Origin of the sequence: Mesorhizobium sp. M1295 (assembly GCF_040318135.1) — a bacterium.
Classification (GTDB): domain Bacteria; phylum Pseudomonadota; class Alphaproteobacteria; order Rhizobiales; family Rhizobiaceae; genus Mesorhizobium.
The window spans coordinates 78,926-102,499 of the sequence record NZ_JAMYLU010000009.1 but is presented as its reverse complement, the minus strand read 5'-3'; the positions used below and the strand labels follow the sequence as shown (position 1 = coordinate 102,499).

General features: G+C 62.3%; 25 protein-coding genes. 12 read left to right on the top strand and 13 right to left on the bottom strand.

The window, feature by feature from the left end; all coding sequences use genetic code 11:
* The first annotated feature begins 123 nt into the window (after positions 1–123).
* The gene (locus NKH29_RS14845) at positions 124–2,091 is read left to right on the top strand and encodes an acyltransferase family protein (RefSeq protein ID WP_352999995.1); all 1,968 of its coding nucleotides are present in this window, start codon (positions 124–126) and stop codon (positions 2,089–2,091) included.
* 251 nt (positions 2,092–2,342) lie between these two features.
* Here NKH29_RS14845 and NKH29_RS14840 read toward each other — a convergent pair whose 3' ends face one another.
* Positions 2,343–2,621, bottom strand: a complete 279-nt coding sequence (locus tag NKH29_RS14840) for a DUF2285 domain-containing protein (protein ID WP_352592749.1) — start codon at positions 2,619–2,621, stop codon at positions 2,343–2,345.
* 218 nt (positions 2,622–2,839) lie between these two features.
* On the opposite strand from NKH29_RS14840, the gene NKH29_RS14835 reads away from it, so the two are divergent.
* Both NKH29_RS14835 and NKH29_RS14830 read left to right on the top strand, forming a co-directional pair.
* Complete coding sequence (locus NKH29_RS14835; RefSeq protein WP_352481649.1) at positions 2,840–3,157, top strand: hypothetical protein; 318 nt, start codon at positions 2,840–2,842, stop codon at positions 3,155–3,157.
* 243 nt (positions 3,158–3,400) lie between these two features.
* On the top strand, positions 3,401–3,703 hold the full coding sequence (locus tag NKH29_RS14830) for a hypothetical protein (protein ID WP_352457316.1): 303 nt from the start codon (positions 3,401–3,403) through the stop codon (positions 3,701–3,703).
* A 44-nt stretch (positions 3,704–3,747) separates the two neighbouring features.
* Here the strand turns inward: NKH29_RS14830 and NKH29_RS14825 are convergent, their stop codons facing one another.
* The 3 genes from NKH29_RS14825 to NKH29_RS14815 form a co-directional block, all read right to left on the bottom strand.
* A complete protein-coding gene (locus tag NKH29_RS14825; protein ID WP_352592746.1) occupies positions 3,748–4,353 on the bottom strand; it encodes a DUF6456 domain-containing protein in 606 nt (201 codons plus the stop codon).
* 58 nt (positions 4,354–4,411) lie between these two features.
* Positions 4,412–5,044 carry a GcrA cell cycle regulator gene (locus NKH29_RS14820; protein ID WP_352592743.1) on the bottom strand — a complete coding sequence of 211 codons (633 nt, stop codon included), beginning with the start codon at positions 5,042–5,044 and terminating at the stop codon, positions 4,412–4,414.
* A gap of 69 nt (positions 5,045–5,113) precedes the next feature.
* Positions 5,114–5,356 (bottom strand): hypothetical protein, encoded by a 243-nt coding sequence (locus NKH29_RS14815; protein WP_352592740.1) that lies wholly within the window; start codon positions 5,354–5,356, stop codon positions 5,114–5,116.
* Positions 5,357–5,564: 208 nt separating this feature from the next.
* On the opposite strand from NKH29_RS14815, the gene NKH29_RS14810 reads away from it, so the two are divergent.
* Positions 5,565–6,260 carry an XRE family transcriptional regulator gene (locus tag NKH29_RS14810; protein WP_023722940.1) on the top strand — a complete coding sequence of 232 codons (696 nt, stop codon included), beginning with the start codon at positions 5,565–5,567 and terminating at the stop codon, positions 6,258–6,260.
* 222 nt (positions 6,261–6,482) lie between these two features.
* On the opposite strand, the gene NKH29_RS14805 is transcribed toward NKH29_RS14810, so the two are convergent.
* Positions 6,483–6,779, bottom strand: coding sequence for a hypothetical protein (locus NKH29_RS14805; protein WP_031195369.1), 297 nt, complete (start codon positions 6,777–6,779; stop codon positions 6,483–6,485).
* A 185-nt stretch (positions 6,780–6,964) separates the two neighbouring features.
* Here NKH29_RS14805 and NKH29_RS14800 point away from each other — a divergent pair, with 185 nt between their 5' ends.
* The 3 genes from NKH29_RS14800 to dinB all read left to right on the top strand — a co-directional run bounded on the left by NKH29_RS14800 (position 6,965) and on the right by dinB (position 9,499).
* Entirely contained in the window at positions 6,965–7,327 is a 363-nt protein-coding gene (locus tag NKH29_RS14800; protein ID WP_031195368.1) for a hypothetical protein, read from the top strand.
* 69 nt (positions 7,328–7,396) lie between these two features.
* Positions 7,397–7,855 carry a GNAT family N-acetyltransferase gene (locus tag NKH29_RS14795; protein WP_023722937.1) on the top strand — a complete coding sequence of 153 codons (459 nt, stop codon included), beginning with the start codon at positions 7,397–7,399 and terminating at the stop codon, positions 7,853–7,855.
* A 402-nt stretch (positions 7,856–8,257) separates the two neighbouring features.
* The gene (gene dinB, locus NKH29_RS14790; protein ID WP_352494403.1) at positions 8,258–9,499 is read left to right on the top strand and encodes a DNA polymerase IV; all 1,242 of its coding nucleotides are present in this window, start codon (positions 8,258–8,260) and stop codon (positions 9,497–9,499) included.
* A 25-nt stretch (positions 9,500–9,524) separates the two neighbouring features.
* Here dinB and NKH29_RS14785 read toward each other — a convergent pair whose 3' ends face one another.
* The 3 genes from NKH29_RS14785 to NKH29_RS14775 form a co-directional block, all read right to left on the bottom strand.
* Positions 9,525–11,045: an FAD-dependent oxidoreductase gene (locus NKH29_RS14785; RefSeq protein WP_353000071.1), complete on the bottom strand. Its 1,521-nt coding sequence runs from the start codon at positions 11,043–11,045 to the stop codon at positions 9,525–9,527.
* A 158-nt stretch (positions 11,046–11,203) separates the two neighbouring features.
* A complete protein-coding gene (locus NKH29_RS14780; protein ID WP_023722934.1) occupies positions 11,204–12,082 on the bottom strand; it encodes a DUF2182 domain-containing protein in 879 nt (292 codons plus the stop codon).
* 8 nt (positions 12,083–12,090) lie between these two features.
* Positions 12,091–12,723, bottom strand: coding sequence for a DUF1326 domain-containing protein (locus NKH29_RS14775; RefSeq protein ID WP_029351172.1), 633 nt, complete (start codon positions 12,721–12,723; stop codon positions 12,091–12,093).
* Positions 12,724–13,263: 540 nt separating this feature from the next.
* Between NKH29_RS14775 and NKH29_RS14770 the strand changes: the two genes are divergently transcribed.
* The gene (locus NKH29_RS14770) at positions 13,264–14,421 is read left to right on the top strand and encodes a sulfite oxidase (RefSeq protein WP_352592728.1); all 1,158 of its coding nucleotides are present in this window, start codon (positions 13,264–13,266) and stop codon (positions 14,419–14,421) included.
* Between the two features lie 342 nt (positions 14,422–14,763).
* Here NKH29_RS14770 and NKH29_RS14765 read toward each other — a convergent pair whose 3' ends face one another.
* Complete coding sequence (locus NKH29_RS14765; RefSeq protein WP_352860801.1) at positions 14,764–14,952, bottom strand: hypothetical protein; 189 nt, start codon at positions 14,950–14,952, stop codon at positions 14,764–14,766.
* Between the two features lie 188 nt (positions 14,953–15,140).
* Between NKH29_RS14765 and NKH29_RS14760 the strand changes: the two genes are divergently transcribed.
* Together NKH29_RS14760 and NKH29_RS14755 are read left to right on the top strand one after the other, a co-directional pair.
* On the top strand, positions 15,141–16,037 hold the full coding sequence (locus NKH29_RS14760; RefSeq protein WP_352860799.1) for a hypothetical protein: 897 nt from the start codon (positions 15,141–15,143) through the stop codon (positions 16,035–16,037).
* Positions 16,037–18,361: a UvrD-helicase domain-containing protein gene (locus tag NKH29_RS14755; RefSeq protein WP_352860798.1), complete on the top strand. Its 2,325-nt coding sequence runs from the start codon at positions 16,037–16,039 to the stop codon at positions 18,359–18,361. The genes NKH29_RS14760 and NKH29_RS14755 overlap by 1 nt, the downstream gene beginning before the upstream one ends.
* A 343-nt stretch (positions 18,362–18,704) precedes the next feature.
* Here the strand turns inward: NKH29_RS14755 and NKH29_RS14750 are convergent, their stop codons facing one another.
* Both NKH29_RS14750 and NKH29_RS14745 read right to left on the bottom strand, forming a co-directional pair.
* Positions 18,705–19,580: a sigma-70 family RNA polymerase sigma factor gene (locus tag NKH29_RS14750; protein WP_031195362.1), complete on the bottom strand. Its 876-nt coding sequence runs from the start codon at positions 19,578–19,580 to the stop codon at positions 18,705–18,707.
* 44 nt (positions 19,581–19,624) lie between these two features.
* Positions 19,625–19,936 (bottom strand): hypothetical protein, encoded by a 312-nt coding sequence (locus tag NKH29_RS14745; protein WP_352999992.1) that lies wholly within the window; start codon positions 19,934–19,936, stop codon positions 19,625–19,627.
* Positions 19,937–20,080: 144 nt separating this feature from the next.
* Between NKH29_RS14745 and NKH29_RS14740 the strand changes: the two genes are divergently transcribed.
* A complete protein-coding gene (locus NKH29_RS14740) occupies positions 20,081–20,446 on the top strand; it encodes a VOC family protein (protein ID WP_023722928.1) in 366 nt (121 codons plus the stop codon).
* 230 nt (positions 20,447–20,676) lie between these two features.
* A complete protein-coding gene (locus tag NKH29_RS14735; protein WP_031195360.1) occupies positions 20,677–20,901 on the top strand; it encodes a hypothetical protein in 225 nt (74 codons plus the stop codon).
* A gap of 24 nt (positions 20,902–20,925) precedes the next feature.
* On the opposite strand, the gene NKH29_RS14730 is transcribed toward NKH29_RS14735, so the two are convergent.
* Positions 20,926–22,167: an MFS transporter gene (locus NKH29_RS14730; protein WP_352999990.1), complete on the bottom strand. Its 1,242-nt coding sequence runs from the start codon at positions 22,165–22,167 to the stop codon at positions 20,926–20,928.
* Positions 22,164–23,546: an FAD-dependent oxidoreductase gene (locus NKH29_RS14725; protein WP_502911259.1), complete on the bottom strand. Its 1,383-nt coding sequence runs from the start codon at positions 23,544–23,546 to the stop codon at positions 22,164–22,166. Before NKH29_RS14725 ends, NKH29_RS14730 begins: the two co-directional genes overlap by 4 nt.
* Positions 23,547–23,574: the final 28 nt, after the last annotated feature.

The following is a 23,574-nucleotide window of genomic DNA, read 5'->3' as shown; positions in this document are numbered from 1 at the left end:
ACGCCAGAAGCTGGAGGAGCCGCGCCCTCCCCCTATGTTGCACTGCGTTAGATTTGTTGCATTGCAATATCGGCGCATCGGGTCGAGCCTCTGCGAGGTGGGTATTCCTTGCACGAGGTGACTGTGTCGGCATCATTTCGGCCTGACATCGAAGGGCTGCGCGCGCTGGCGGTGGCGGGTGTCATTGCCTTTCATTTTGGTCTCTCCGGTCTGCCCGGCGGCTTTGCCGGCGTCGACATCTTCTTCGTCATCTCCGGCTACCTGATTACAAAACACCTGGTTACGGAAATCACCGAAACCGGGCGGCTGAATCTCTGGCGCTTCTACGCCCGGCGCGCCCGGCGCCTGTTGCCGGCGGCACTGTTCGTCATCCTCGCCACGCTGTTCGCGGGTTATTTCATCCTGTCGCCGGAGGAACAGGCGCTCTATTCGAAAGGCGCCATGTTCGCCTCCGCCTACATGATCAACCTCTGGCTGATCCGCTGGTCGTTTGACTATTTCGCCGCCGACGCCACCAACAACCCTTTCATCCACTTCTGGTCGCTCTCGGTCGAGGAACAGTTCTACCTGGCATGGCCGGCGCTGCTTCTTGCCGCCGCATGGCTGCGCCCAGGCAAGCGCACCGCTATAATCGTCATCGGCGTCGCAGGCCTAGCCTCCTTCGCCGCCTGCGCCTGGCTGACCGAAGTGTCGCAGCCTTGGGCCTTTTACTTCTCGCCGCTCAGGGCCTGGGAATTCGCCGCCGGCGGCCTCGCCACCATGGCGCCAGCAAGGATCTGGCGCGACCGGCCGCTGCTGGCCACCCTCCAGGCATGCCTCGGGCTGGCGCTGATCGCGTGGGCCTATCTGATGCTGGACGAAGACTCGCCCTTTCCCGGGGTGAATGCGCTGGCGCCTGTCGCCGGCACCGTGCTGCTGCTGCTCAGCGGCAGCGGCCGCAACCTGCCAAGCGCCGTGCTGGCGCTGGCGCCCCTGCAATGGCTGGGCCGGCTTTCCTATTCGCTCTACCTCTGGCATTGGCCGGTCATCGTCTATGCGGCGATGATGGTTCCCAACCTGTCCACGCTTGACCGGCTTGCCTGCGCGGCGCTGACGCTGGTTCTGTCGATGTTCACCTATCATTTCATCGAGAACCCGATCCGCCGCAACGGCTGGCTGATGGCCGGAGCAGCGCGGGCGCTGGTGCCCGCCGTCGCCCTAACCGGCGCCGGCGTGGTCGCGGCCTACGGCAATGCGCGCTTTGCCGAGCACAATCTCAGCCCCGAACAGCACGTCATCGCCGACAGCGCCGCGCAGCTCTCCACCGTGCGCGCGAGCGACGGCGGCTGCGTGCTCGATTTCGAGACCGTCAAGCCGAAACCCTGCATGTTCGGCCGCAAGGACGCCCAGCGCTCGGTCGTGCTGTTCGGCGACTCGCATGCCGACCATTGGTCGACGCCGCTGATCAAGGCGGCCGAGAAGAACAACTTTCGCGTCGTCACCTTTCTCAAATCCTCCTGCCGGGCTTCGCGGGTGACGACCTGGAATTGGCGGCTGAAGCGCGACTACACCGAGTGCGACCAATGGCGCGAGCAGTCGGTCAAGGACATCATCGCGCTCCACCCGCAACTGGTGGTGATCTCAGAATTCTCGATCGGCAATGTGATCAAGGAATCGCCCGAGGAGTTGAAGCACGCCGATTGGCAAGAGCAGTGGCGGACGGGCCTGACCTGGACGCTTCAAGCGTTCAGCCAGGCCGGTATCAAGGTCGCGGTCATCAGGGACGTGCCCTATAACGCAAGCTACGCCGACAAATGCGTCGCGCGGGCGCTGTGGCGGGGACAGACGCCCGCGACATGCGATACGCCGAGGATCATGGCGGCAAATGACGACATCGCCACGATCGAGCGCGACATCGTGCGCTCGACACCCAACGCCAGCTATATCGACGTGACCGACCGCTTCTGCGACCAGACCACCTGCCACGTCTTCATCGACGGCAAACTCGCCTTCCGCGACCGCCACCATCTGGCAACGCCCTTCGCCGAGACGCTCGAGCCGGCGGTGGAGCGGGCGCTGTTTTCGGATGTGATGGCGGCGGCTGTGAAGTAACGGTGCCGGCAGCCTTTCCCGCCGAATCCTTCAGGTGGGCTTTGGTGCCACGTTGACCGACACGGCAACCATCCCGGGGTCAGCTAAGGATGAGACCCGCGAGGAAAACGGTAAGGATAAGCGACAGCGGAACTGCAAGAAGGCAGCACAGCTCGAAAGTATTGGCTCGCCAAGAAGTCATTGGGCGCTTTTCCATGTTGGCCTCCTCCCTCAACGGCCAGACCGGGACGGCAGTTCCGCTTAGATGGTGCTCATCCCCACCACTCATCATGCAATTGACGCAACTCGCTCCGCTTCCTGGTCATCCATCGTGCACGCGCCAGGTGTGTCGCCCACGCCCGGAAAGCCCTGTCTGGCTCCTGCTCCGGATCAATGTGCAGAACGATGCGGGCGACCTCACGCCAATCGGTCCCTTCAGCCGACGCGTCGAGCAGCCGGATATAAGTAAGCATGCGATCCTCGTCATAGCCGGTCGGCACTGAAGACGTCGGCGCTGCGTTCGCGATATGAGAGTTTGGCTGCTTTGGCATTGCGACCTACCAGCAATGGCGCACCGTAGCAGCCTATGAAGAAGCCGGCGCCCTTTGATCGGAGGATGCGGATCGAGATTCGCCTCGACGGTCGGCAAATGCGGGCCTCAGGCGGCAGTTCGCCGCCCAGGAGGGCCACGCCTCATCACATCGCGATCGGGTCGACGCATTCCATGTATTTTAGTGGAACTTAATTTAGTTGGCGCAATTATGCATGCGTGAAAAAGCGTGAAATCCAGACTGTCACTGAAAGCTGGCTATCGCGAGATCAGTTGGCCGATGATCCAGTGATTGCCGTCGATTTGACCGAACGAATATTACAGGCGGCCGAAAACGACAGGATCGTCTGCCTCGTCGTGGCAACGGAGCAGCTGGAAACCGACAGCATCGAGAAAGCGGAACCTCAGGAGACCAGGATTGCCGCAAGTTTCGTCCGGGACTTTGAGGTGATGCTGCTTGTTCTTTATGCGGCCTACGCCCTCGCTGTGCTGGGTGCGACCGCCTTCGTTTTGCTGGAACTGGGCCATGTTCTGTAGATCGGCAAGGTGACGGGACTGGCGCTGGCCAATTTGTCGCTGTTTGACGGGATACATAGGGCGCGGACCACAACCCGCTCGGGGCTTGCGTCGGCGGCCCCACCCTGGCGCACAGCCAGACGCGTTTTCGCCCCCGCCGGCGCTAATTTGGGGCTCTCGGTTCGTGGCATCTTGCAAATTTGTGGAACGAGCCTGCCCCTCGGGGGTTTTTCTATTAGAGGGACGTTAAAGAAGGAGGTAGCTATGAAGAAGCTCCTGCTTGCCTCGGTGATCGCCATCGCCTCGGCGGCTTCCGTGATCGGCCCGGCCAATGCCGGCGGTAGTGTCACGATCGGCATCGGCAACGGCTATGATGACGACTATTATTATCGCCATCATCGGTATTCCGATTACGACGATGAGTACGTCCCCCGTTACCGCTATGACGTCTATGACGAGGACTACAGGCCACGCTACCGGTATCACCGGCGCTGCCACACGGAAGTCGTCAAGCACTGGCGTCATCACCACCGGGTTATCGAAAGAATCCGTGTCTGCCGTCGTTGACGGATCGATCCGGCCGGCAGTGCCGGCCGGATCGGTGGAGCTCCTCACCGCGGCTTGCGCATCAGCATCATGCCGTAGTGCACGGCCAAAATGTCGAGCCCGATCTTGAGTAGTTTCACCACCACGTCGCGCGGCTCGCCGGCCTGTTCGGCCAGGCTCTTCACCGTTGCGTCGGCACAGCAGACCTTTTGCACGATGCCGGCGATCTCCCAATGGGCAAGCGCCCTCGTGGCCTCGGCATGGTCGCGGCCGGCGGACAGGATGTGATCGGCGACACCGCTGCCAGTGCGGCCGCCGTCGACGCGCTCGGCCCAGGCCATCGGCTTGGCGCTTGCCTCCGACGAGTTGCGGAAATCCTGGCGGTAGCGCATGCCTGCCTCGCGTTGCTGGCGCGACAATGAGGTGAGGCCGGTCAGCGGGTCGACATTGCGCACCCGCACGATGCCGCCGGTCGCGGTGTGGCCGTCATTGGAAACCTCATAGAGGCGCGCCGCCTCCTGCGTTCCCTTGGCCAGCCGCTTGCGGCCGAACCGGTCGTCCTGCAGCGCGAAATCATGGCCGATCTCCTTGCGGATGCGCACCTGCTCGGCCTCGCCCTTCGGCAATCGCGGTAGCCTGGCTTTGGTCTTTTGGGCGGTTTTGTTGCTCATCGGCTCTGTCCTCCTGGTCTGTCGTCGGGCTCTGGCGAATTTCCGTATCCAGCGGGGCTCAAATAGCTTTGGCCGGCAGCGTGCGCAGGAAGCGCGCCGCGTGATAGGCGCAGTAGCTTTTCGAAGGCCTTGTGCGCAGCCCGCAGCACAGCATGTCCAAACCGGGGCGGCTGCCGGGGGCGTCGTTTCCCGCATCCTCCTGCGGCGTCGTGTCGAGCGGCGCGCGGCAGCGGTCGAACAGGCAATCGATGAAGCGCATGGCGACGAAGTGCGGCTGGCGGCCGCCGGCGGCGATCGGGCGCGGCGCCGGCATTTCGAGCGGCTCGCCATCGGACCCCGTGATCCGAACCGGACCCGGCTGCCAGGCCGGCGGCGCCAGCCTGGCCGACAGCCTTGCCGGGCGGCAGTGATGCTCGGCCGGTACTGCCCCTGCCTGGCCGGCAGGGTTCGACGGCTCTGGCGCCGATTTTCCATGCCGGCCGCCCGACCGTCCGCTACGCCAGCCCTTGGATCTGGCAAGGCCGATGGCGTGCAGACGGGCGGTGCGGTGGACGATGCCGATGATCGCCGCGCGCGAGGCCGGGCGGCCGCGCTGCGCACTCAGCCGGGCGGCGATCTTCGCGGCCGACAGCCCACTCATCAGCCAGTTCTCGATTTGTTCCAATTCGGAGGGGGAATAGCGGGCGGCCATGACGTTTTATTCCCTGCAAAGGTGGTTGTGTGCGGCGCCGGCTTCGCCGGCCTCAGGCTCGAAAGGCGGTCAGCCCTCGCATGGCTTGCTGCGATCGAGCTTCATCCCGGCCGCCTGCCTTGTTGCGCCGGAGACTGCCTTGCCCGTCCGCTTGTCGAAGGCGATGACCGTGCCGTCTTCGGTGCGGATGCAGGAAACCGCGGCATCCGCATTGCCGGCCGGCAGGCAATTCGTGGCCGGAGCCGTGAGGGGAACGGCTCCGGCCGTTCCGGCCGCTTGCGCTGCCGGATCCGAGGCGCGAGCCTCGGGCATCGTCCCGGCCGGGGAGGAGGACAGCCAGGACGAAGGGGAAAAGGTTGGCACATGACTACCGCGGCCGCCTCCTTGGCGCTGGGGGGCGGATTCGAGGACCGAAAGCTGGCGGAGCGACTTGTGCATGGCCACATAAGAGCATAACTTAAGCCATAATGCAAGCGATTCTTGCATAGACGAAACCGAATCTTGTGCCTCAGATGGAGCCATGGTGAAAACTGCACTGTCGATCAAGGTCGGGGCGGCGATCCGCCGGGCGCGCAAGCAGCGCGGCCTGGTGATGCGCCACATTGCCGAGCACAACGACACCGACGTCGCTGCCGTCGGCAATTGGGAAACCGGGCGCAACCTGCCCAAGACCGAGAACCTTTTGAAGACCGCCGCCTTCCTGCGCGTCGACCCGGTGGCGCTCGGCAAGGGCGAGGTCGTCTTCCTCGAAGATGCCGGGCCGGTCGCCGATGCCGAGATCGTCACCGATCCCGGCCCCCTGCCCGCCGGGCCGATGGACATCCAGCTTCTCGGCACCGCCGTCGGCGGCGACGATGGCGACTTCACCTTCAACGGCCAGCCGGCCGGCTATGTCCAGCGGCCGCCGGGGATCCGGCATCTGCGCAACGTGTTTGCGCTGCACGTGCTGAGCGATTCGATGGTGCCGCGCTACGAGCCCGGCGAGATGATCTATTGCGGCGGCCGCGAGGCCGTGCCCGGCGACCATGTGGTGATCGAGACGCTGCCCGAGGAGAACGAGCAAAACGGCAAGGCCTTCATCAAGAAGCTGGTCAAGCGCACCGCCGCCGAGCTGATCGTCGAGCAATACAATCCGCCCAAGACGCTGACCTTCAACCGCTACGCCATCAAGAACGTCTTCCGCGTCATCCCGCTCAAGGAACTGCTGGGGTATTGACGGGCGCTTGTTGCCTTCTCCCCTTGTGGGAGAAGGTGGATCGGCGCACAGCGCCGAGCCGGATGAGGGTGCTGGAAGGAACGCGGCGGAGGAAATGTAGACGCGATTTTAAGCACTTACGCCATCAAGGTAGCGATCCGTCCAACACCCCTCATCCGACCGATCTTCGCTCGGCCACCTTCTCCCACAAGGGGAGAAGGGAAGAGCAGCACGCCCTCCCCCTCAAGCCCGCCTCGATTGCTCCAGCTCTCGACCGTTGAGCAGGCGCGCCTCGGCGCGGGCTCGCTGCCGGTCGTCGATGAAGGCAGCCTGGATCGAAACGGCGGCGCCCGGCAGGCCGTCGGCCCGGCAGGCCTTGCAGATCAGGCGCCCGGAAAGTGCTGATAGCGGTGTCTCCGGCCTCACCCCATGCCGCTTGAGCTCGGCCGGCTTCCACCACCTGTTGCGGCCGCAATCGATGCACTCGACGGCAATCGAGACGACATCGGCGATCGTCGCTTCCTTGCCCGCTAATGCCATGGCCATCCCCATCGTTGTTCCTGCTTTGTTCACATTATCGGTTTTCGAGGCGGAGTCGAGTCGGTTCCGCTTACACCAACGTGAAAGTTTCACTTGTTCATTTATTTGAGTTATGCTTCTATGCCATGCAAGCTGGAATCGGCGCAGCCGCGGCCGCTCCGTCCACCGAATGCAAGGGAGTGACGATGGACCTCGCCCAGTTCGCCCAGGCCTGCGGTTATGCCGGCGACAGCCCGGCCATGCTTGCCGCCTTCGCGGCCATCCGCCAGGACGGCATCCGCACGGCGCGCCAGGGCCATCGCCAGCGCAAGGCGGCGATCGACCGGATGAAGCCGAGCCGCGCTTTGTTCCTGGCGGCGATCCGCCCGGCGCAGTCGGCCGAGGAGGCGATCGAGGACGCCGCCCGCTTCCTGTCGATGTTCCGCAACATGCCGCACTGGCGACAGGAAAGGCGCAGCGCCGACCTCGCCCGCGCCAGGCAGCAGCGCCTCTTCGCCCGCTTCTTCCGCCGCTACGGCTATCGCCTCTGGGCGTTGGAGGCCGCCTGAAGACGCGCGCCCCCTTGCAGTCAAAACGAATATTGCGATCGCCAACACTGCGCCGTATGTCTCCGCGCGATGAGCGAGATCGAATTCCGTCGTGCCCAGGCGCCCGACCTGCCGGCGATCGTTGCAATGCTTGCCGACGATGCGCTCGGCGCAGACCGGGAAGACCCGTCCACGCCGCTCGCGCCATCCTATCTCGATGCCTTCAGCGCGATCGATGCCGATCCCAACCAGTTGCTGGCCGTGGCCGTCGAGGCCGGGCAATTGGTCGGAACGCTGCAACTCAGCTTCCTTCCAGGCATTTCGAGGAAAGGCGCCTGGCGCGGCCAGATCGAAGGCGTTCGCGTCGCCCGGCAATGGCGCTCTCGCGGCGTCGGCAAGCTGATGATCGAATGGGCGATTGAAGCGTGCCGTTCGCGCGGCTGCAGCCTCATTCAGCTCACCACGGACAACAGTCGACGGGAAGCGCACACCTTCTACGAGCGCCTCGGTTTCACCGCCAGCCATCTCGGCTACAAGATGGCGCTGTAGGTCGCTGCAGCAGGCGCCGTCGGCGAAGCTGCCGATCTCCCCCCTTGCGGGGAGATGCCCGGCAGGGCAGAGGGGGGTGCTGTCCCTCCGACCTGTCAACCAATCGGAGCCAAACCCTCAGGCTGATTCGAGTTGGCAACAACTGAAGTCGAAGTTGGCGATCCGTCCCACCCCCCTCTGTCCTGCCGGACATCTCCCCCGCAAGGGGGGAGATTGGATGTTGCTTCGACTTTCGCCAACCACCAACGCTGGAACGCAGGCAGACAGAGGGCGCCAAACTGAAACAATTGCCCTTCACCTGCCCTCCGCGCCGCTTGACAATCCGCCCACAATGTTCTCTTTATGTTCTCATCAAAACTCTAGACAAGGCGGCGTTCGAACCGCCGCGGGCGAACGGGCCGGATGGAAGCCAACATCCTCCACGCGGATCTGGATGCCTTCTATGCCTCGGTCGAACAACTGCTCGACCCGGCCTTGCGCGGCAAGCCGATTGCCGTCGGCGGCGGGGTAGTGCTCGCCGCATCCTATGAAGCCAAGGCGTTCGGCGTGCGCGGCGGCATGCCGGGACGGCGGGCGCGGGAACTCTGCCCGCAACTCATTTTCGTCGGCGGCCATTTCAAGGACTATCAGCGGCTGGGCGATGCGGCAATCAAGGTGCTGGGCGATTTCACGCCGGTGGTCGAGCGAATTTCCATCGACGAGGCCTTTGCCGACGTCGCCGGCTGCACCCACCTGTTCGGCTCGCCGGCCGAGATCGCCGGCAAGATCCGCCACCGCGTGCGGGCAGAGCTCGGCCTGCCGATCTCGGTCGGCGTAGCCCGCACCAAGCATCTGGCCAAGATCGCCTCACAGGTCGCAAAACCCGACGGGCTGGTGGTGGTCGATCCGCGCCACGAGCTGGAGTTCCTGCACCACCTGCCGGTCGAGCTGATGTGGGGTGTCGGCCCGGTCACCAGGGAGCGGCTGGCCGGCATCGGCGTCAACACCATCGGCGAGCTGGCGAAGACCAACGATGGCGCGCTGGAGCGCCTGCTCGGGCCGGCGGCGGGAGAAAAACTCAACGCGCTGGCGTGGAACCGCGATCCGCGCAAGCTGGAGACGCAGCGCCGGGCGCGCTCGGCCGGCGCGCAATCGGCGCTCGGCCGAAAACCGGCCGAGGAGCAGGTCTTCGTGCCTGCGCTGCTGCATCTGGCCGATAGGGTCGCCACAAGATTGCGGGCGAAATCCCGCCCCGGCCGCACGGTGACGGTTCGCGTCCGCTTTGCCGACCTGCGCTCGGTGACGCGCTCGATCACGCTCGACCAGCCGATATCGGCAACCGCCATGCTGGCCGAGATCGCCGAGGCGCTGGTGCGCAAGGTGCTCATCGACCATCCGCACGAAAAGACAATCTCGCTGCTGGCGATCGCTGTCTCGCATCTGGAGCAGCATGCCGGCCTGCAACTGGAACTGCCGCTCGGGCTCGCCGACGACCGCCGCCGCCCCGGCACCAGGAAGGGCGCGGCGCGCTGGACCGCAGATCGCGCCGTCGACAAGATCCGCGACCGCTTCGGCTGGGAGGCGGTCGGCTACGCCTCGGTCGCGCTCGGACTGTCGCGGTCCGTTCCCGACGCGTTTCGCGAGCTCGCCGAAAAGGAATTGTGAGCTGCGCGGCCGGGGCGAAAAAAGATTATCCGGCAGGAGCCAGGGGCGATACGGCCGGCCCGTTCAAAGCCGTGCCATCGACGGCAAAATGCGAGCCGTGGCAGGGGCAGTCCCAGCAGCGTTCCAGCGAGTTCCAATGGACATGGCAGCCGACATGGGTACATGCGGCCGAGCGTTTGTAGAGCGTGCCGTCCTCGTCGCGAAAGGCCGCGACTTTGGTAAGACCTTCGCGGACGATGGCGCCCTGCCCCGGCCGCAGCTTGTCGGCGGAATCGATTTCACCAGGCGCGACATACTCGGCAAAACTCCTGATCGCTGTCGCATTCTCCGCTAGATAATCGGCGATCGCCCGTACCGTCTTGCGAGAGGGTTCGTAAAGTTCCCGCCAGGGGCTTTCCCCCTTCAGAATCAGGTCCGAAATCAACAGGCCTGCCACGACCCCATGGGTGATGCCCTGGCCGGAATCGCCGGTAGCAACGAAGACTCGCCGATCACCGGGATTGCGGCCGATGAACCCGGCATAGTCGACCGTCTCCATCACCTGCCCGGACCATCGATTGGCTTCCGCGCCGACATCGGGCACCAATTTTTTGATCCAGGCCGCCAGGGCCGTGAAGCGGTGGTCGGCGTCGTCGGCCTGCCCTGTCTTATGGTCTTCACCACCGACGATCAGAAAGTCGGTCTTGCCTTCGCCAGGCTGCAGACGGACGTAGTGATAGGGGTCCAGCGTGTCCCAATAGAGTGCATCCGGCAAAACGTCGCGCGCGATCTCGAACGACATGGCGTAGGTCCGATACGGCGCCTGCTTGGTATGGAGCGCGACCCGATCGTTGATCGGCGAGTTGGTGGCGACAACGGCCGACCTGGCAGACACGGCAAAGCCCGAGACCGTGCTTACGCGCACGCCGCCGTCGGTCTCCTCGACCTTATCGACGATGGTCTCCGCATAAAGCGCGCCGCCGTGCGCGCGGATGCCGGCAGCCAGCCCGCGGAGATATTTGAGCGGGTGGAATGTCGCCTGATTGGCGTAGCGAAGGATCGGTCCATCCGAAAAGCCTGCAAACGGCACGCCTGCGGTTTTCTCGACGTCGACCCCGATCTTCAGAGCGGCGTCCAGTTCGCGCTCGATGACGGATTCCTTCCTGCCCGACGCCGGAAACAGAAAACCGTCGAGGCGGCGGAAATCACACGCCATACCCTCCGCCTCCAGGATCGATTGGATACGGCCAATAGCGGCCGACTGGCTTTGATAGTAAATCCGCGCCAGTTCCTCGCCGCGCAATTTGATCAGTTCCGAAAAATAGTCATCGCAGATCGATGACAGGTGCGCGGTGGTGCGGGCCGTCATGCCGCTTCCGATCCGGCCGCGATCGAGCACCGCCACCTTTTGCCCGGCGATGGCCAGTTCGTAGGCGACCGACAGTCCAACAATGCCAGATCCGACGACCACGACATCGACCTGTTCACTCCGCTCGAGCGGAACCGCATCAGGCGCGACTTCGGTTCTCGCCCAAACGGATACAGTCCTTTCGTCGCCGACATTCATGGCGGAGCCCTTCATACCCGACATTCGGATAAACGGACGCCAGGATTCAAAGTTCCTTGACGCCTGAATGCCTGCGTAAGCTTGACGTCACCGCCGGTCCGCCCCGACGCGTTGTGAGCCGGCCTGGCTGGGGCGGTGCGATGCACTTTACGTGGCCGTCACACCAAAAGCGTTGCGCTGCCCCAGGCGATCAGGGCGATGCCGGCTGCCCGGCCGACCCACTGGCCGGCAGGAAACGCCTTTTCAACCAGCACCAGAATGGCGAGCCCGGCAACCCACACCAGGTTCATGATGCCACCCACGAACAATAACGCCATCAGCATCCAGCAGCATCCGACACAGAACGCCCCGTGCAGCGCGCCCAAACGCAGCGCGCCAAGTGTGTGGGGACGCCAGTGGCGGGAAAGGAACGCCGTCGGCTTCCTGCAATGCGACAGGCAGGCGTTCTTGAGCGGCGAGAGCTGATACAGGCCCGCGGCGATCAGGACGATGCCTGAAAGCCAGCGGCTCTGCGAACTCATCGTCGCCGCGGTAACGAATGCCTCGCGTTCGAGCAGCCAATGCAACGCAGCTGCCGCGACGGAGAACCCCAGCCAGACCAGGAGATAGCCTGCCATGAATACGCCGGTGGGCGCGAGCTTGTCCTGGATCTGCCCTTGTGCGAGCGCATGGCGATGCACGCGCGCATAGAGCAGGACAGTCGGCGCCGCGCTCGGAGACATCATGGCGATCATCATGACCCACCACATGGCGATCATCAGCGCCCAGTTCGCCGCCCCCCAGACCCGCGGTTCCGTCGCCGTGGCCATTGCGCTCATGTCCATGCCGGGCATGTCCATGCCAGACATATCGGAGGTCATGTCGGCGGTTTGCTGGTGGGGGAATAGCGCGACCCTCGTCATCTCCCACGCATTCATGCCGAGCCCTGCACCGGCGACGATATAAAGCCAGCCCAGCAGGCACAGCGCCGCCACGCCCGCAATCGTGATGACGCGGTCGCGTCTGAGCAGCCGTTCCAGTGGCGACCCACCGTCCATGCGGCGCGTCAGGCCCGCACCACCCCGTGATTGTTGAGATGCAGCCGGGCGAACTGGCCGTAACTGTCCTTCATATTCACCTGAACCGGCCCGCTGGTTGTGCTTGAAGCGCTGCCGATCTCGGCGACCGCATATTCGAAGCCGTTCGGCAACACGATCTGAGCGCGCGAGTCCGCGCCCGTCACCTTGTTGCGAATTGGTTCGCCGACCGTTTCGATGTAGTCCTTGACGAAGATGCGGCCCCTGCGGCCGTCGATATCGAGGTCGAGATCGATCTTGGTGAAAACCGGCTCATTCATTTTTGTCACGGTTGAGGCGTAGACGGCGAACATCGTCGCGAACGGGTCGGTGTCCTGGCCGGTCATGATGCGCAGCAGCGCTTGACGCTGCCGGTCGGTTGCATTCTCGTCGACGAAAGCGATGGCTTCGCCATTGCCTTCGTGGATCGCGCCAGGCCATTTGAAGATCGCGGCGATCCGCAGGCCGTCGAGAGCGGTTTCGCCATGATGACCTTCGTCAATCTGGATGCCCGCCACCGCATGGCAATGGCCTTTGTCGGGCAGCGCATTGAATTGACAGTTGCAGCCATATTCGCAGGTGCAATTGACGAGTTCCCGTCCCTTGATTTCCCAAGACGTCATGCTGTCCTCCCTGATGCGAAGTATTAGACCATCATCATACACCTGCGCCGGCCGTGCCGCCATCCTGTGGCGCCAAGAGTGATCGCGACAAGAGGCGGCAGGCCAATGCGGTTTCTTGTCGAATTTGGGTGAACATACCCCCCGGAGATGGCGGGGCGATATCGGAACGGCAGACGTGGGTCGAAACAAGCGTTTCCGAGCGCAACCCGCCAAGGTCCGGAAATGACCCCAGAAGGGGCGTTCGGCAGCGATCCGAGCAGCAAGGATTTGGCAGGACCGGAAATCGGCATGGAATGCCGCAATCATCATCATGTCCCGTCCAAGTTGTGGACACTTCCTTCTCAAAGGCGCACTCTTGGCATGCGAAACGCGAGCCAGAGTTTCGTCCAACGCTTCACATGCCTGACTTGCGTCGGTGATTGTCTGACCTATCCGGATACTTCCGGATGGGCAGACCTCACATTGTGTCGCCTATCCGTGATCAGGCTACGGCCTAAGGCACGTTGCAGCCCGTTCCGGATCAACTGGGAGGTAAACAACATGCCTGATTTTCAGCGCAGAGAACTTCTTGTTCAAGGAAGCGCGGCTCTTGCCGCAATTGCTGCTCTCTATACCTCGCGTCGGGCTTACGCTTTTCCAACACGGCCGAGCGAGGAAGTTATTCCGTGGCTGGATCAGCCGACCAAAAATCCCGATCCGGTGGGTATCCAGAAGCAGCTTGTCTGGGAGGATTTGGATAGCTGGATAACGCCAAACGACAAGTTCTTCAGCATCTCGCATTTCAACCGACCAACGATCGACGAGAAGACATGGTCGATGGAGATCGGAGGCTTGGTCAAGAAGCCCTTGGAGTTAACGCTCGCCGACATCAGGGCGCGACCGCGGCAGGAGGTCGTTTTCACAGTGGAATGCTCGGGCAACCACGGATTTCCCTTTTTCACCGGCGGCATCGGCAATGCCCGTTGGGCAGGGACGCCGCTCGCCCCGATCCTCGAGGAAGCCGGTGTTCTGGAGAAGGGCATCGAGGTCGTCTTTTTCGGTACCGACACAGGCGAGGTCCCGATACGCGACGTCAAGATGCAGCAGAACTTCGCTCGTAGCATGTCGCTCGCCGACGCGATGAACCCCGACAATCTCCTCTGCTATGAAATGAATGGAGCCGCCTTGCCGGCGGCCAATGGCTTCCCGGTACGGCTCATTGCTCCAGGCTGGTACGGGATCGCCAACGTCAAGTGGCTAAAACGCATCGAGGTTCGCGATACGCGGTTCATGAGCCTTCTGATGGCCCGTGACTATGTCACCATCCGGGAGGAGGACCACAACGGCGAGACCGTATGGGCCGAGACTTCGGTCGGGCGAGCGCTGATAAAGTCCGCGCCCGCGAAGGTTACCCGGAAAGATTCAGATTACTCCATCATTGGAGCAGGCTGGGGGGCGCCGATCGAACGGGTCGAAGTGCAAATCGATCAGGGGCCTTGGGCACCAGCGACCATTGACCACAGTGAGGAGGCAGAACACGCCTGGAAAATTTGGTCCCTGGATTGGGCAAATCCCTCTCCTGGAGAACACACGGTGACCTCGCGCGCGGTCAGCACCACGGGACAAATTCAACCGGCGATGGACGATCCCTTGATTGCCAAGAAACACACATACTGGGAAAGCAATGGCCAGGTGACGCGCCGCGTGCGTATCGGCTAGCGCATTTTGCAGCCACATGGAATCATTTGGCGTCCGCATAAATGCGGCAAAACAGATAGTTAGAGCGGGTTACCGGTTCCAGAGAACCGGAACCAGTCTAAGAACTTGCTGCCGTGTGACAATTTGCGTTTGGGTCACCCAGGAGGAGGCTGCCTGATCCGAAAGCTGGCACCGCTCTATATCGAGCATGACGGGTGTAGGCCGTAGATCCTCTTCGCGACGATACCGCTCCCCGAAATCGGCAGCGGAGCCCTTCAGCTTGGTGATGGAGGCGATGGCAGACTTGTCCGGTGGCGCAACCCTTGGCCACGTCGCCTCCGCGCGCCATCTCGGCAAGCCCCCTCACCGCTCTATCGTACTGATCTCCGCATCGACCAGGCACCAAGGCGCATAGCGGAAGTCGCGGATCTGAACGACCTGCTCGTCCCGCCATTCGACCAGCATGAAGCCGCGCACGGCGCCGTCCGGCTCCCAGGGTTGCGGATGAGGATCGCCGGCCGGCCGCCGACAAAGCCCAGCGACAGCGCCCAATCGGTCGCGCGGTCGTAATTGCCGAAATAGGTCGACACCTCGGCCTTGCCGCGCAGGCGGACGCGGTTGACCAGCGGTTTGCGCGAGTGGATGTCCGCCCGGCGAATCGGTCGAGATCGCATCACGCAGCGTTGACGTTGCCATCCGCGTGTGGTCGTCATACTCCGGGGTAGGGGGCAAGCAGCGCAATGGCCAGAGTCACGAAGGTTGATTCTAAATCTTACTACAACACTCTTCCGCCGCTCGGACACGAGTGTGGTGACATCTGGCGCAACCTGCCTTCGTTCGGAATGCTCGGCGAGACCCCGTGCGCTGGCATAGTCATAACTCCAGCATGTGATCTTAGTTGGCAGAAATCCGACACCCTGACCTACCTGCCAATTGTCCCCATTCGGACCTTCTTCTCGATGGAAGCGGCTTTACCGGCGGTTATTGAGCGGGTATGCGCAAACCTTCAGACCATCGGGTACGAGTTGCGGCCTGAGTGGTCAGCTCAGACGTACGTGCCCCCATCTGGCGAGGAACTGACGTCCCTACAGACGGGTTTGGAGCAGTATCGTTCAGCGCAACAGCGTCCGGCGAAGGTGCTGGCGGCAATCGACCGCACCGTGGCGGGCATTGAGATTTTGCATGCTATCACGCACTCAGAATTGAACCCGATCGCAAGCGAGAAACTAAGCGTCCATTTTGGTGCTGAATGGGCCAAGATAAAGGATCGATTGATACGGAACAGTTACTCTCCTGCTCTTCATTTTCTTCCACATGATGGTCAGAATGCGGTATTCAGCGGTGTCCGAGAGCATTCGGTTGTACTCTTCCGCTACCCTATCACGGTACCCGTAAAGATGCTCAACTATGCAGAAGAGACTAGCGACTCCGCATGGGCTGATCGCGTTGAATCTCTGAACCTGTCTAGCACGATGAAAAACGCGTTCTTTTCGGCGCGACCGGTCAAGATGCTGTCATTAAAGGCGGCATTTCTTTCCGACCTTCTCACCCGGTTCTCTGCCTTATACAACCGCATTGGATCGCCTGATTTCACCAAAGAAACAGTTGATCTTTACTCATCGCAGGTGGACATTTGATGGAATACGTCAGCCTTACTCGAGAAACTTGCTCTTGGTTGTTAACACATCCTGAGGCGCTAAGTGCATTGGCAGATATCCTCTTGAATGGAGATCTTTCTGGACTCGCCAGAGCCGACTTAGCGGCAGGCCCATTGAGGTTGTCCGGGGCGGAGGATGGTCGGATACTTGCGATCTGGAATGCAGAGTACCTCTCGAACACCGGCAGCGAAAGCTGGGGCATCTTCCGTTTAGAAGGTGCCCTGTCGATTGCTTCGCATCCCAAAATAGGCCCGCAGGTAATCGAGCGTTTTGTCTATGTTATAAGCCAGCGCCTGCAAGGGCTCATGATCGAAGGCGACTTCATACATCGCGCGCGGCCGAATGGATCCCATACTTGCCTCGCCGGCCGCGGTAACGACGCAAGGCACTACTCGGTCTGTTATTATGAAGCGGCGCCAGGCTTCAGTGGTCTCACTTCGCGGTCGCTTATCGGCATAGGGCCTGAGCACGATTTCGACGAGTTGACGAAGGGAATCGAGCCGGAAATACTCCGGATTGTATCTCTGGTGGAAAAGTGCAATTCGCTCGTAGATCGGCAGGTAAGGCGCCCGGCGCTGGAGGATGAACAATTCGCCCAGCTTCGGAATGCTGTTATGCCCGCTGATGCGGACTCGGGGTTCCTGAGCAGCATCACCGTGACAACGAGCACGTATGAAGATCGTGTCGTAAATCCGTACGAAACACTGCACTGGACTTTTGATCAGTGGCTACGAAGCGGCGTTCTGAACCCGGCTCAACGTCGGGCCATTTCTGTTGACATTCTGCATTCGCACCCAGTCAGGATCATCGGTCCTGCTGGTTCAGGCAAGACGTTGCTGATGCAATTGATAGCGTTGCGGTACCTCAATGAACACAGGGCCAATGGGCAGCCCTTGAAGGTGGCCTATATTGTCCACAATGCGGCAATGGCTGCTACAGTGTTAGATCGTTTCAAGGCCCTTGGAGGCGAGGAATACCTTACCGGCACTGATCAGGAATTGATCGTCACGACTTTAGGAGAGTACGGTCGCCGTCGTATTGAACTAGACGAGCAGATGGTGATCGACCGCGATGCACAGAAAACGAAAGAGTTCCAATTTTTGCAAGTGCGGAGCGCTCTGCAGAAGGTTATGAACACTCGTCCTCAGCTTTTCGAGGAAAGCGAACTTCTAAAGCAAGTATGGAAAGAAGATGAGCTTTTTATTGCCTTCGCAGTCCTAGTTACTGCTGAAATATCAGCAGTCATCAAAGGCAGAGGGCTAACTGACGAAAGGGACCGGTATATAAACGCAGAGGTCCCTTTTAGTAGATTTCATAGAATCCTAAACCAAACGGAGCGCGCTGTCGTTTTTGACTGTTTTGAGAATTATCACGCTGTTGTTTTTGAGCAGTACGGTATGCTGGATTCTGATGACATAGCATTGTCGCTGGCTGGTCGGCTTAAAACGCCGGTGTGGGAGTTGAAAAGGCGCTCCGAAGGGTATGATCTCGTTTTGGTAGACGAGGCGCAACTCTTCAACGAAAACGAAAGACGAGTGTTTCCGCTCTTAACGAGCAATTCGGCAAAGCACGTTCCGATAGCGCTGGCGCTAGACGAGGCGCAAGAGCCGTTCGGTCTTTCCGCCGCTGGCTTGGGCGCGTTGGGAATTTCAGACATTGAGAACGAGAAGCTGCCCTCGAACCATCGCTCAACAAAAGAAATCATAAGTCTCGCCTTCTTCGTTATCCAAAGGACCACCGACCTTTTTGGTAGCGAGTTCCCAGACTTCACGGGCACGGATGATGCCTCTGTTCCGTCAGATCACCCGCTAGCAAGCCCCCCGGTCATTGTGACGCGCAATGAAGATCAGACCTTCGCAAAATTCCTGGTAAAGACAGTACAGAAACTTCGCTCGAAGAATGTTAGACAGATTGCCGTCATCTGTCATTCGGAGACATATTGGAAAGATATTTTAGATAGTTTTACAGAGTCAAAACTCCCACTGCATGTGATAACGCAGAGAGGGGAAAAGATTGTACCCGACCAACCCCTTGTTGTGCTTAGCCGCCCATCCTTCGTTGGTGGGCAGGAGTTCGATGCGGTGGTACTGGTCGGACTTGAGCAAGGGATTATGCCGCCACGAGTCGTTAATAACCCGCCGCTTGCAGCTGCCCTTGAGCAGCAGGTACTACGAGAAATCTACCTGACTGTGTCGCGCGCCCGATTCCGGGTTGTCGTGGCCATCAACAGAGGCGGAACTCCGAATACTGCGATAGCGGCGGCGCGTGACGCGGGAATGATTACTCATGGGTCAATCGTCTGACCCACATCGAAAGCGACCGGTTCGATGCCGCGTCGTTCCCCGCTCCTCCCAGCCAAGGGACAGTAGCGCGGAAAACTTCAGTTTCGAACGATCCAGTTTTCAGAGGCAGAGTAAGTGGCCCACGAAACGAGATTCGAACCGCCATTGCGTAGTCTGCTTTCGGCGCAAGCAGACATATTCACCGGAGATTTCGGCGTCGACTCTAGGCCCCAAGCGGAAGGTTCCACCCGCGACCGCAACGGGTGGCTGTGCCAGAAGCCACCTCAATAATAGCGAAGCCGGTGGCGCAACCTTGGCCCTGTCGCCTCCGCGCGCCATTTCCGCACCATTTCCAGCGCTCGCCTCACCTCTCCACGGCCCTGATTTCCGCATCTACCAGGCACCACGGTGCATAGCGGAAGTCGCGGATCTGGATGACCTCCTCGCCCGCCCATTCAACCAGCACGAAGCCGCGCACGGCGCCGTCGGCCGCTTGCGGGTCGCGGATGAGGATCGCCGGCCTGCCGTCGACGAAGCCGAGCGACAATGTCCAGTCGCTGATACGATCGTAATTGCCGAAATAGGTCGACGCCTGGGCCTTGCCGCGCAGGCGGACGCGGTTGACGACATCGAGCCGGACGTCCTCTGCGATCAGTGCCCTGACCGCGTCGAAGTCGCGCGCGTTGAACAGGTCGACATAGCGCCGCAGCCGGCGCTCGTCATCGGCGTCGAGCCTCGGCGCGAGCGCCTGCTCGGGCTGCAGCGCCAGCAGCTTGAGCTGCGCCCGCCCGCGATGCAGCGCGGCCTTGGTGGCGGCGAGCGTCGCGCCGGTCACCTCGCAGGTCTCATGCAGGCTGAGGCCGAGCACGTCGACCAGGATCACGGCGCTGCGCTGCGGCACCGAAAGCTGCATGAAGGAGCGCAGGCCGGTCTGGGCGGCGAGCCGGCTGTCGGCGCTGCCGGAGGGATCCTCGATGACGCTCATGTCGGCCTCGGTCATGCGCGACCTTTCCCGATTGCGCCGCCGCAGATGATCCTGCGCGGCATTGTGGGCGATGCGAAACAGCCATTGCTCCGGCCGTTCGACCATCGCACCGCCGTCGATCGCCTGCAGCGCGTTGATCAGCATCTCCTGGACGATGTCCTCGCCGTCGATCACCGAGCCGGCCATGCGCGCGCAGTAGCGATGCAGCCTTGGCCGCAACCCGACGAGCATCGCCTCCAAAGTCGCCCTGTTCATTTTCGGCATAGCATCCCGTTTCTGCGCGAGCGGCATGGCAGGCGCTATCCCGCCTTCTGATCCGCCAGCATACGGTAATTGCCGATGACTTTGACAGGCGATCGCATTGCCGGGGTCGAACGGCGTTCGGCGTGGTTTTCCGCAAATGCCTTGAAGGCGGCAAGCCCGGTCAGCGCCGACGAATCGCCGTTCTGGCCGACGATGTGGACGAACGAGCCGTCGTCCAGCTCGAGCACGAGATAGCGCACCGTCGGCGGTGCCGCCTCGCCCAGCGCTTCGAACACTTTTTCGACCAGCGCGCGGTTATCTTCCAGGTCGGCTTGGTTCACACCGTATCGAATGAGCGCGTAGTCCATTGTCGTCTCCTGACTGGTTGGTATGAACGAAGGACGACCGGCTGCGCTGAAAAGATTCTCCTTGTGGAAGAATCTTTTCGGTTGCCCGCATCGTCTTTCCCGCGTGGGCGGCTGCGCGGCAGCCATCAAGCAGGAGCGACGATCATGCATATCCAGTTTGCCGAGCTTCCGGTATTCGACCAGGACCGCGCCAAGGCGTTCTACACCAGGCATCTCGCCTGTCAGGTCCTGGCCGACCAGAAGATGGGCGATGGCGGCTGGCGCTGGATCGAGCTGGCATTTCCGCATGCCGTGACGAACCTGCATTTCATCAGGCGCGCCGACGACGCCCCCGGCGCGGAGCCCGTATTGGTGCTGGTCGACGAAAATGTCGGGGCAATGAGCGCGGCGTTGAAGGCGGGCGGCGTCGAAATCATCACCGATCCGCATGAGGCGCCGTGGCAGCCGGGGCGCACGGTGGCGGAGTTTCGCGACAGCGAAGGCAACCGCATGGTCCTCGCCAGCCGATAAGCCACCGGAGCCCTCTGTCCGGGGGGCGTCCTACCTAAGTCCTACCTCCGGCCGGACCATCGGCCGTGCTTCCTTCGTATTATTATTTCGTGACCGCTGCGCGCCGGAACCTTCCCTTGCATCGGGCGTTCGGGCGCTGTATTCGCGCTGCCTCATATTTAGGCAGGCGGAGGATATGCGAATAAGGGCGGGTGGCAAAACAAACATGGGCCGGGGAGGAGCATCTTACCATGTCGAACCGTAAAATCGGAATGTCCCACAGTTTGGGGCTGCGCGTCGCTGACCTCAAATCCAGAATGCAAACTGCCCAGATTACCGAGCACGAAATCAAGACGTTTCAAAAGGTTGCCGCCATTATGGGCGGCGCCAAAGGCTCACTGCGCCTCGATGCGGACGATCTGATTGCCGCATCCTTCCTTGTCGATCCCGTGGAAGATCTCCCGCTCTCCAGTTGACGGCGCTGAACGCGGGTCGAAATCCTATCGGGTTTGAACCTGCGATTGCCGCCAGCGGAGCATCCGCCAGCCCAGGCCGCATGCGAGGATGACGTTGGCCAGCGCCAGACCAGAAAGCGCGGCCAACGTCCCATGCGGGCCGAAGCGCTCCAGCAGCAATGCGCCGGCCGAGGGTGCCGCCGCCTGGGCGATCAGGCTCGGCATGGCGAGGCGGCCCATCAGCTTCGCGTAGCCGTTCGAGCCGAACAGCGCGAGCGGCAACGTCCCCCGCGCGATGGATTCCAGGCCGATGCCCGCGCCATAGAAGCCGAGCGCCAGCGGGATGATTGGCATGCCGGCCCAGAGCGCCGAAACGCCGATCGCCACAAACGTAACCGAGGCGAACTTGGTCAGGATCGGATGGTGGTAGCGCGCGATGGTCATCTCGATCGCGCGCGCCGCCACCTGGGACGGGCCGACCAGCGCGCCGAGCCCGACGGCCGCGGCCAGCGCCATGCCGCTGCCTTGCAGGATGGTGAGCAGATGCACCGACACCGTCGAGGAGATCACCGCCGCAAGCGTAAGGGTGGCGGCCAGAACGATGATGATCGACGGATCGGGATTGCCTTCGCCGGCCGGCGTCACCTCTTTCAATCCTGGCCCGACCGGCAATCCTGGCCCGACTGCCGGTTGCGGCGCCTCGCGGGGCAGGATCACGAGATAGAGCGGAAGCGCAATCACCAGCTGAAAGACAGCGTAGGCCAGGCAGGTGCCGCGCCAGCCGACCTCCCCAAGAAGCCAGGCCGAAATCGGCCAGCAGATCGTACTGGCAAAACCGCCGAACAGCGTCAGCGTGGTAATGGCGGAGCGCGCGCCGTGGCCGTAGTGGCGCCCAAGCGTCGCGAAAGCGGCATCGTAGAGCCCAGCCCCCATGCCCAGTCCGATGACCAGCCAGGCTGCGATATAGGCCGCAAGATTAGGGGCGAGAGCCAGCCCGATCTGGCCGAGCCCGATGGATGCGGCGCTGAACACCAGAACGTTGCGGCCGCCATGCCGCTCGATCGACGACCCGACGCGCGGCGAGATCAATCCTGCCGTGAGCAAGCCGAGGGACAGGCCGCCGACAACCCATGCCAGCGGCCAGCCGGTATCGGAGGAGACCGCCGGCGCGATGACCGCGGGAAGATAGTAGGAAGACCCCCACGCCATGATCTGCGTCAGGCCAAGCGCGGTGATGATCGCGCCGCGGCTGCGCAAGATGGTGGGCGAAGGCGCCAGAAGGCTCATGCCGCGACGCTGCAGCCGCAGCCGCTTTTGCCGACCGCCTTCGCCTCGGCGTCGGCGACACAGCAGGCGCCCGAAGCCGCCGGCGCCGGACCGCCGCAGCAACCCTTGTCGACAATGCCGATCCTCGGCACGGTGCAGACGCCGGTCTCGGGCAGCACGAACTGGACATTGTCGGCCGCAACCATGTCGCCGGCAATCGCCGCGGCGACGGAGCGCACCTGCTCATACCCGGTCAGCAGCAGGAAGGTCGGCGCGCGGCCATAGCTCTTGATGCCGACTGTGTAGAACCCATGCTCGGGATGGCTGAGCTCGCGGTGACCGTGCGGCGGCACGTCGCCGCAGGAATGTTCGTTGGGATCGATCAGCGGTCCCAGCGCCTTGACGCTTTCCAGCCACGGATCGAGTTCGAGCCGAAGCTCGCGCGTCAGCGACAGATCGGGGCGCTGTCCGGTCGCGGCGATGATGCGGTCGACCGGGCCAATCCGCTGCAAGCCGTCCTTGGTCTGGCCTTCGACGACCAGCCGGCCGTCGGCATCGCGGATCGAAACGGCTGCAAAGCCCGTCACCAGTCTGACGCCGCGGCTCTCGGCGAGTTCGCGCACTTCGGCGCCGAGTTCGCCGCGTGCCGGCAATTGGTCGGCATCGCCGCCGCCATAGATGCGCACCAGGTCGGTGCCGCGCGTTGTCCAGATGAAGGCCGTGCCGGGCTCCATATCCGCCAGCCTGGCGAGATCCAGCAAGGCATTGGCGGCCGAATGGCCGGAGCCGGCGACCAGCGTCGTCTTGCCGGCATAAAGGCTGCGGTCGCGGCCGAGGATGTCGGGGATGCCGTAGGCGATGCGATCGGCAAATTGCGCTTCGCCTACGGCATGAATTCCGCCGGCGCCGAGCGGGTTCGGCATCTGCCAGGTTCCCGAAGCATCGATGACGGCGCGGGCGCTGTCGCGCCGCGTGCCACTGGCGGTTTCGATCACCAGCATGAACGGCCGGTTTTCGCGTTCCTTGCTCAGCACCTTGTCGGCGCCCCAGCGCGAGATGCCGACGACCCGGGCACCGGTTTCGATCGACGGCGACAATTGCGGAAGCTTTGCAAGCGGCTCGAGGTAATCCGCGACGAGGTCGTTCGCGGTCGGGAATGCCTCAGGCTCCGGCATCCGCCAGCCACGCGCCTCGAGCAGGCTTCTAGACGCCTGATCGACGCAATAGCGCCAAGGCGTGAACACCCGGACATGGCCCCAATCCCTGAGGTTGGATGCAACCCTATTGCCGGCTTCGTAGACTTTGACAGGAATACCTTGCGCGATGAGGTGGACCGCTGCCGCCAGGCCGACCGGCCCGGCGCCGATCACCGCGACGGGAAGCCTTTCGATCATCTCCATATCTTCCGTCCTTCCGGTAGTTTCGAAT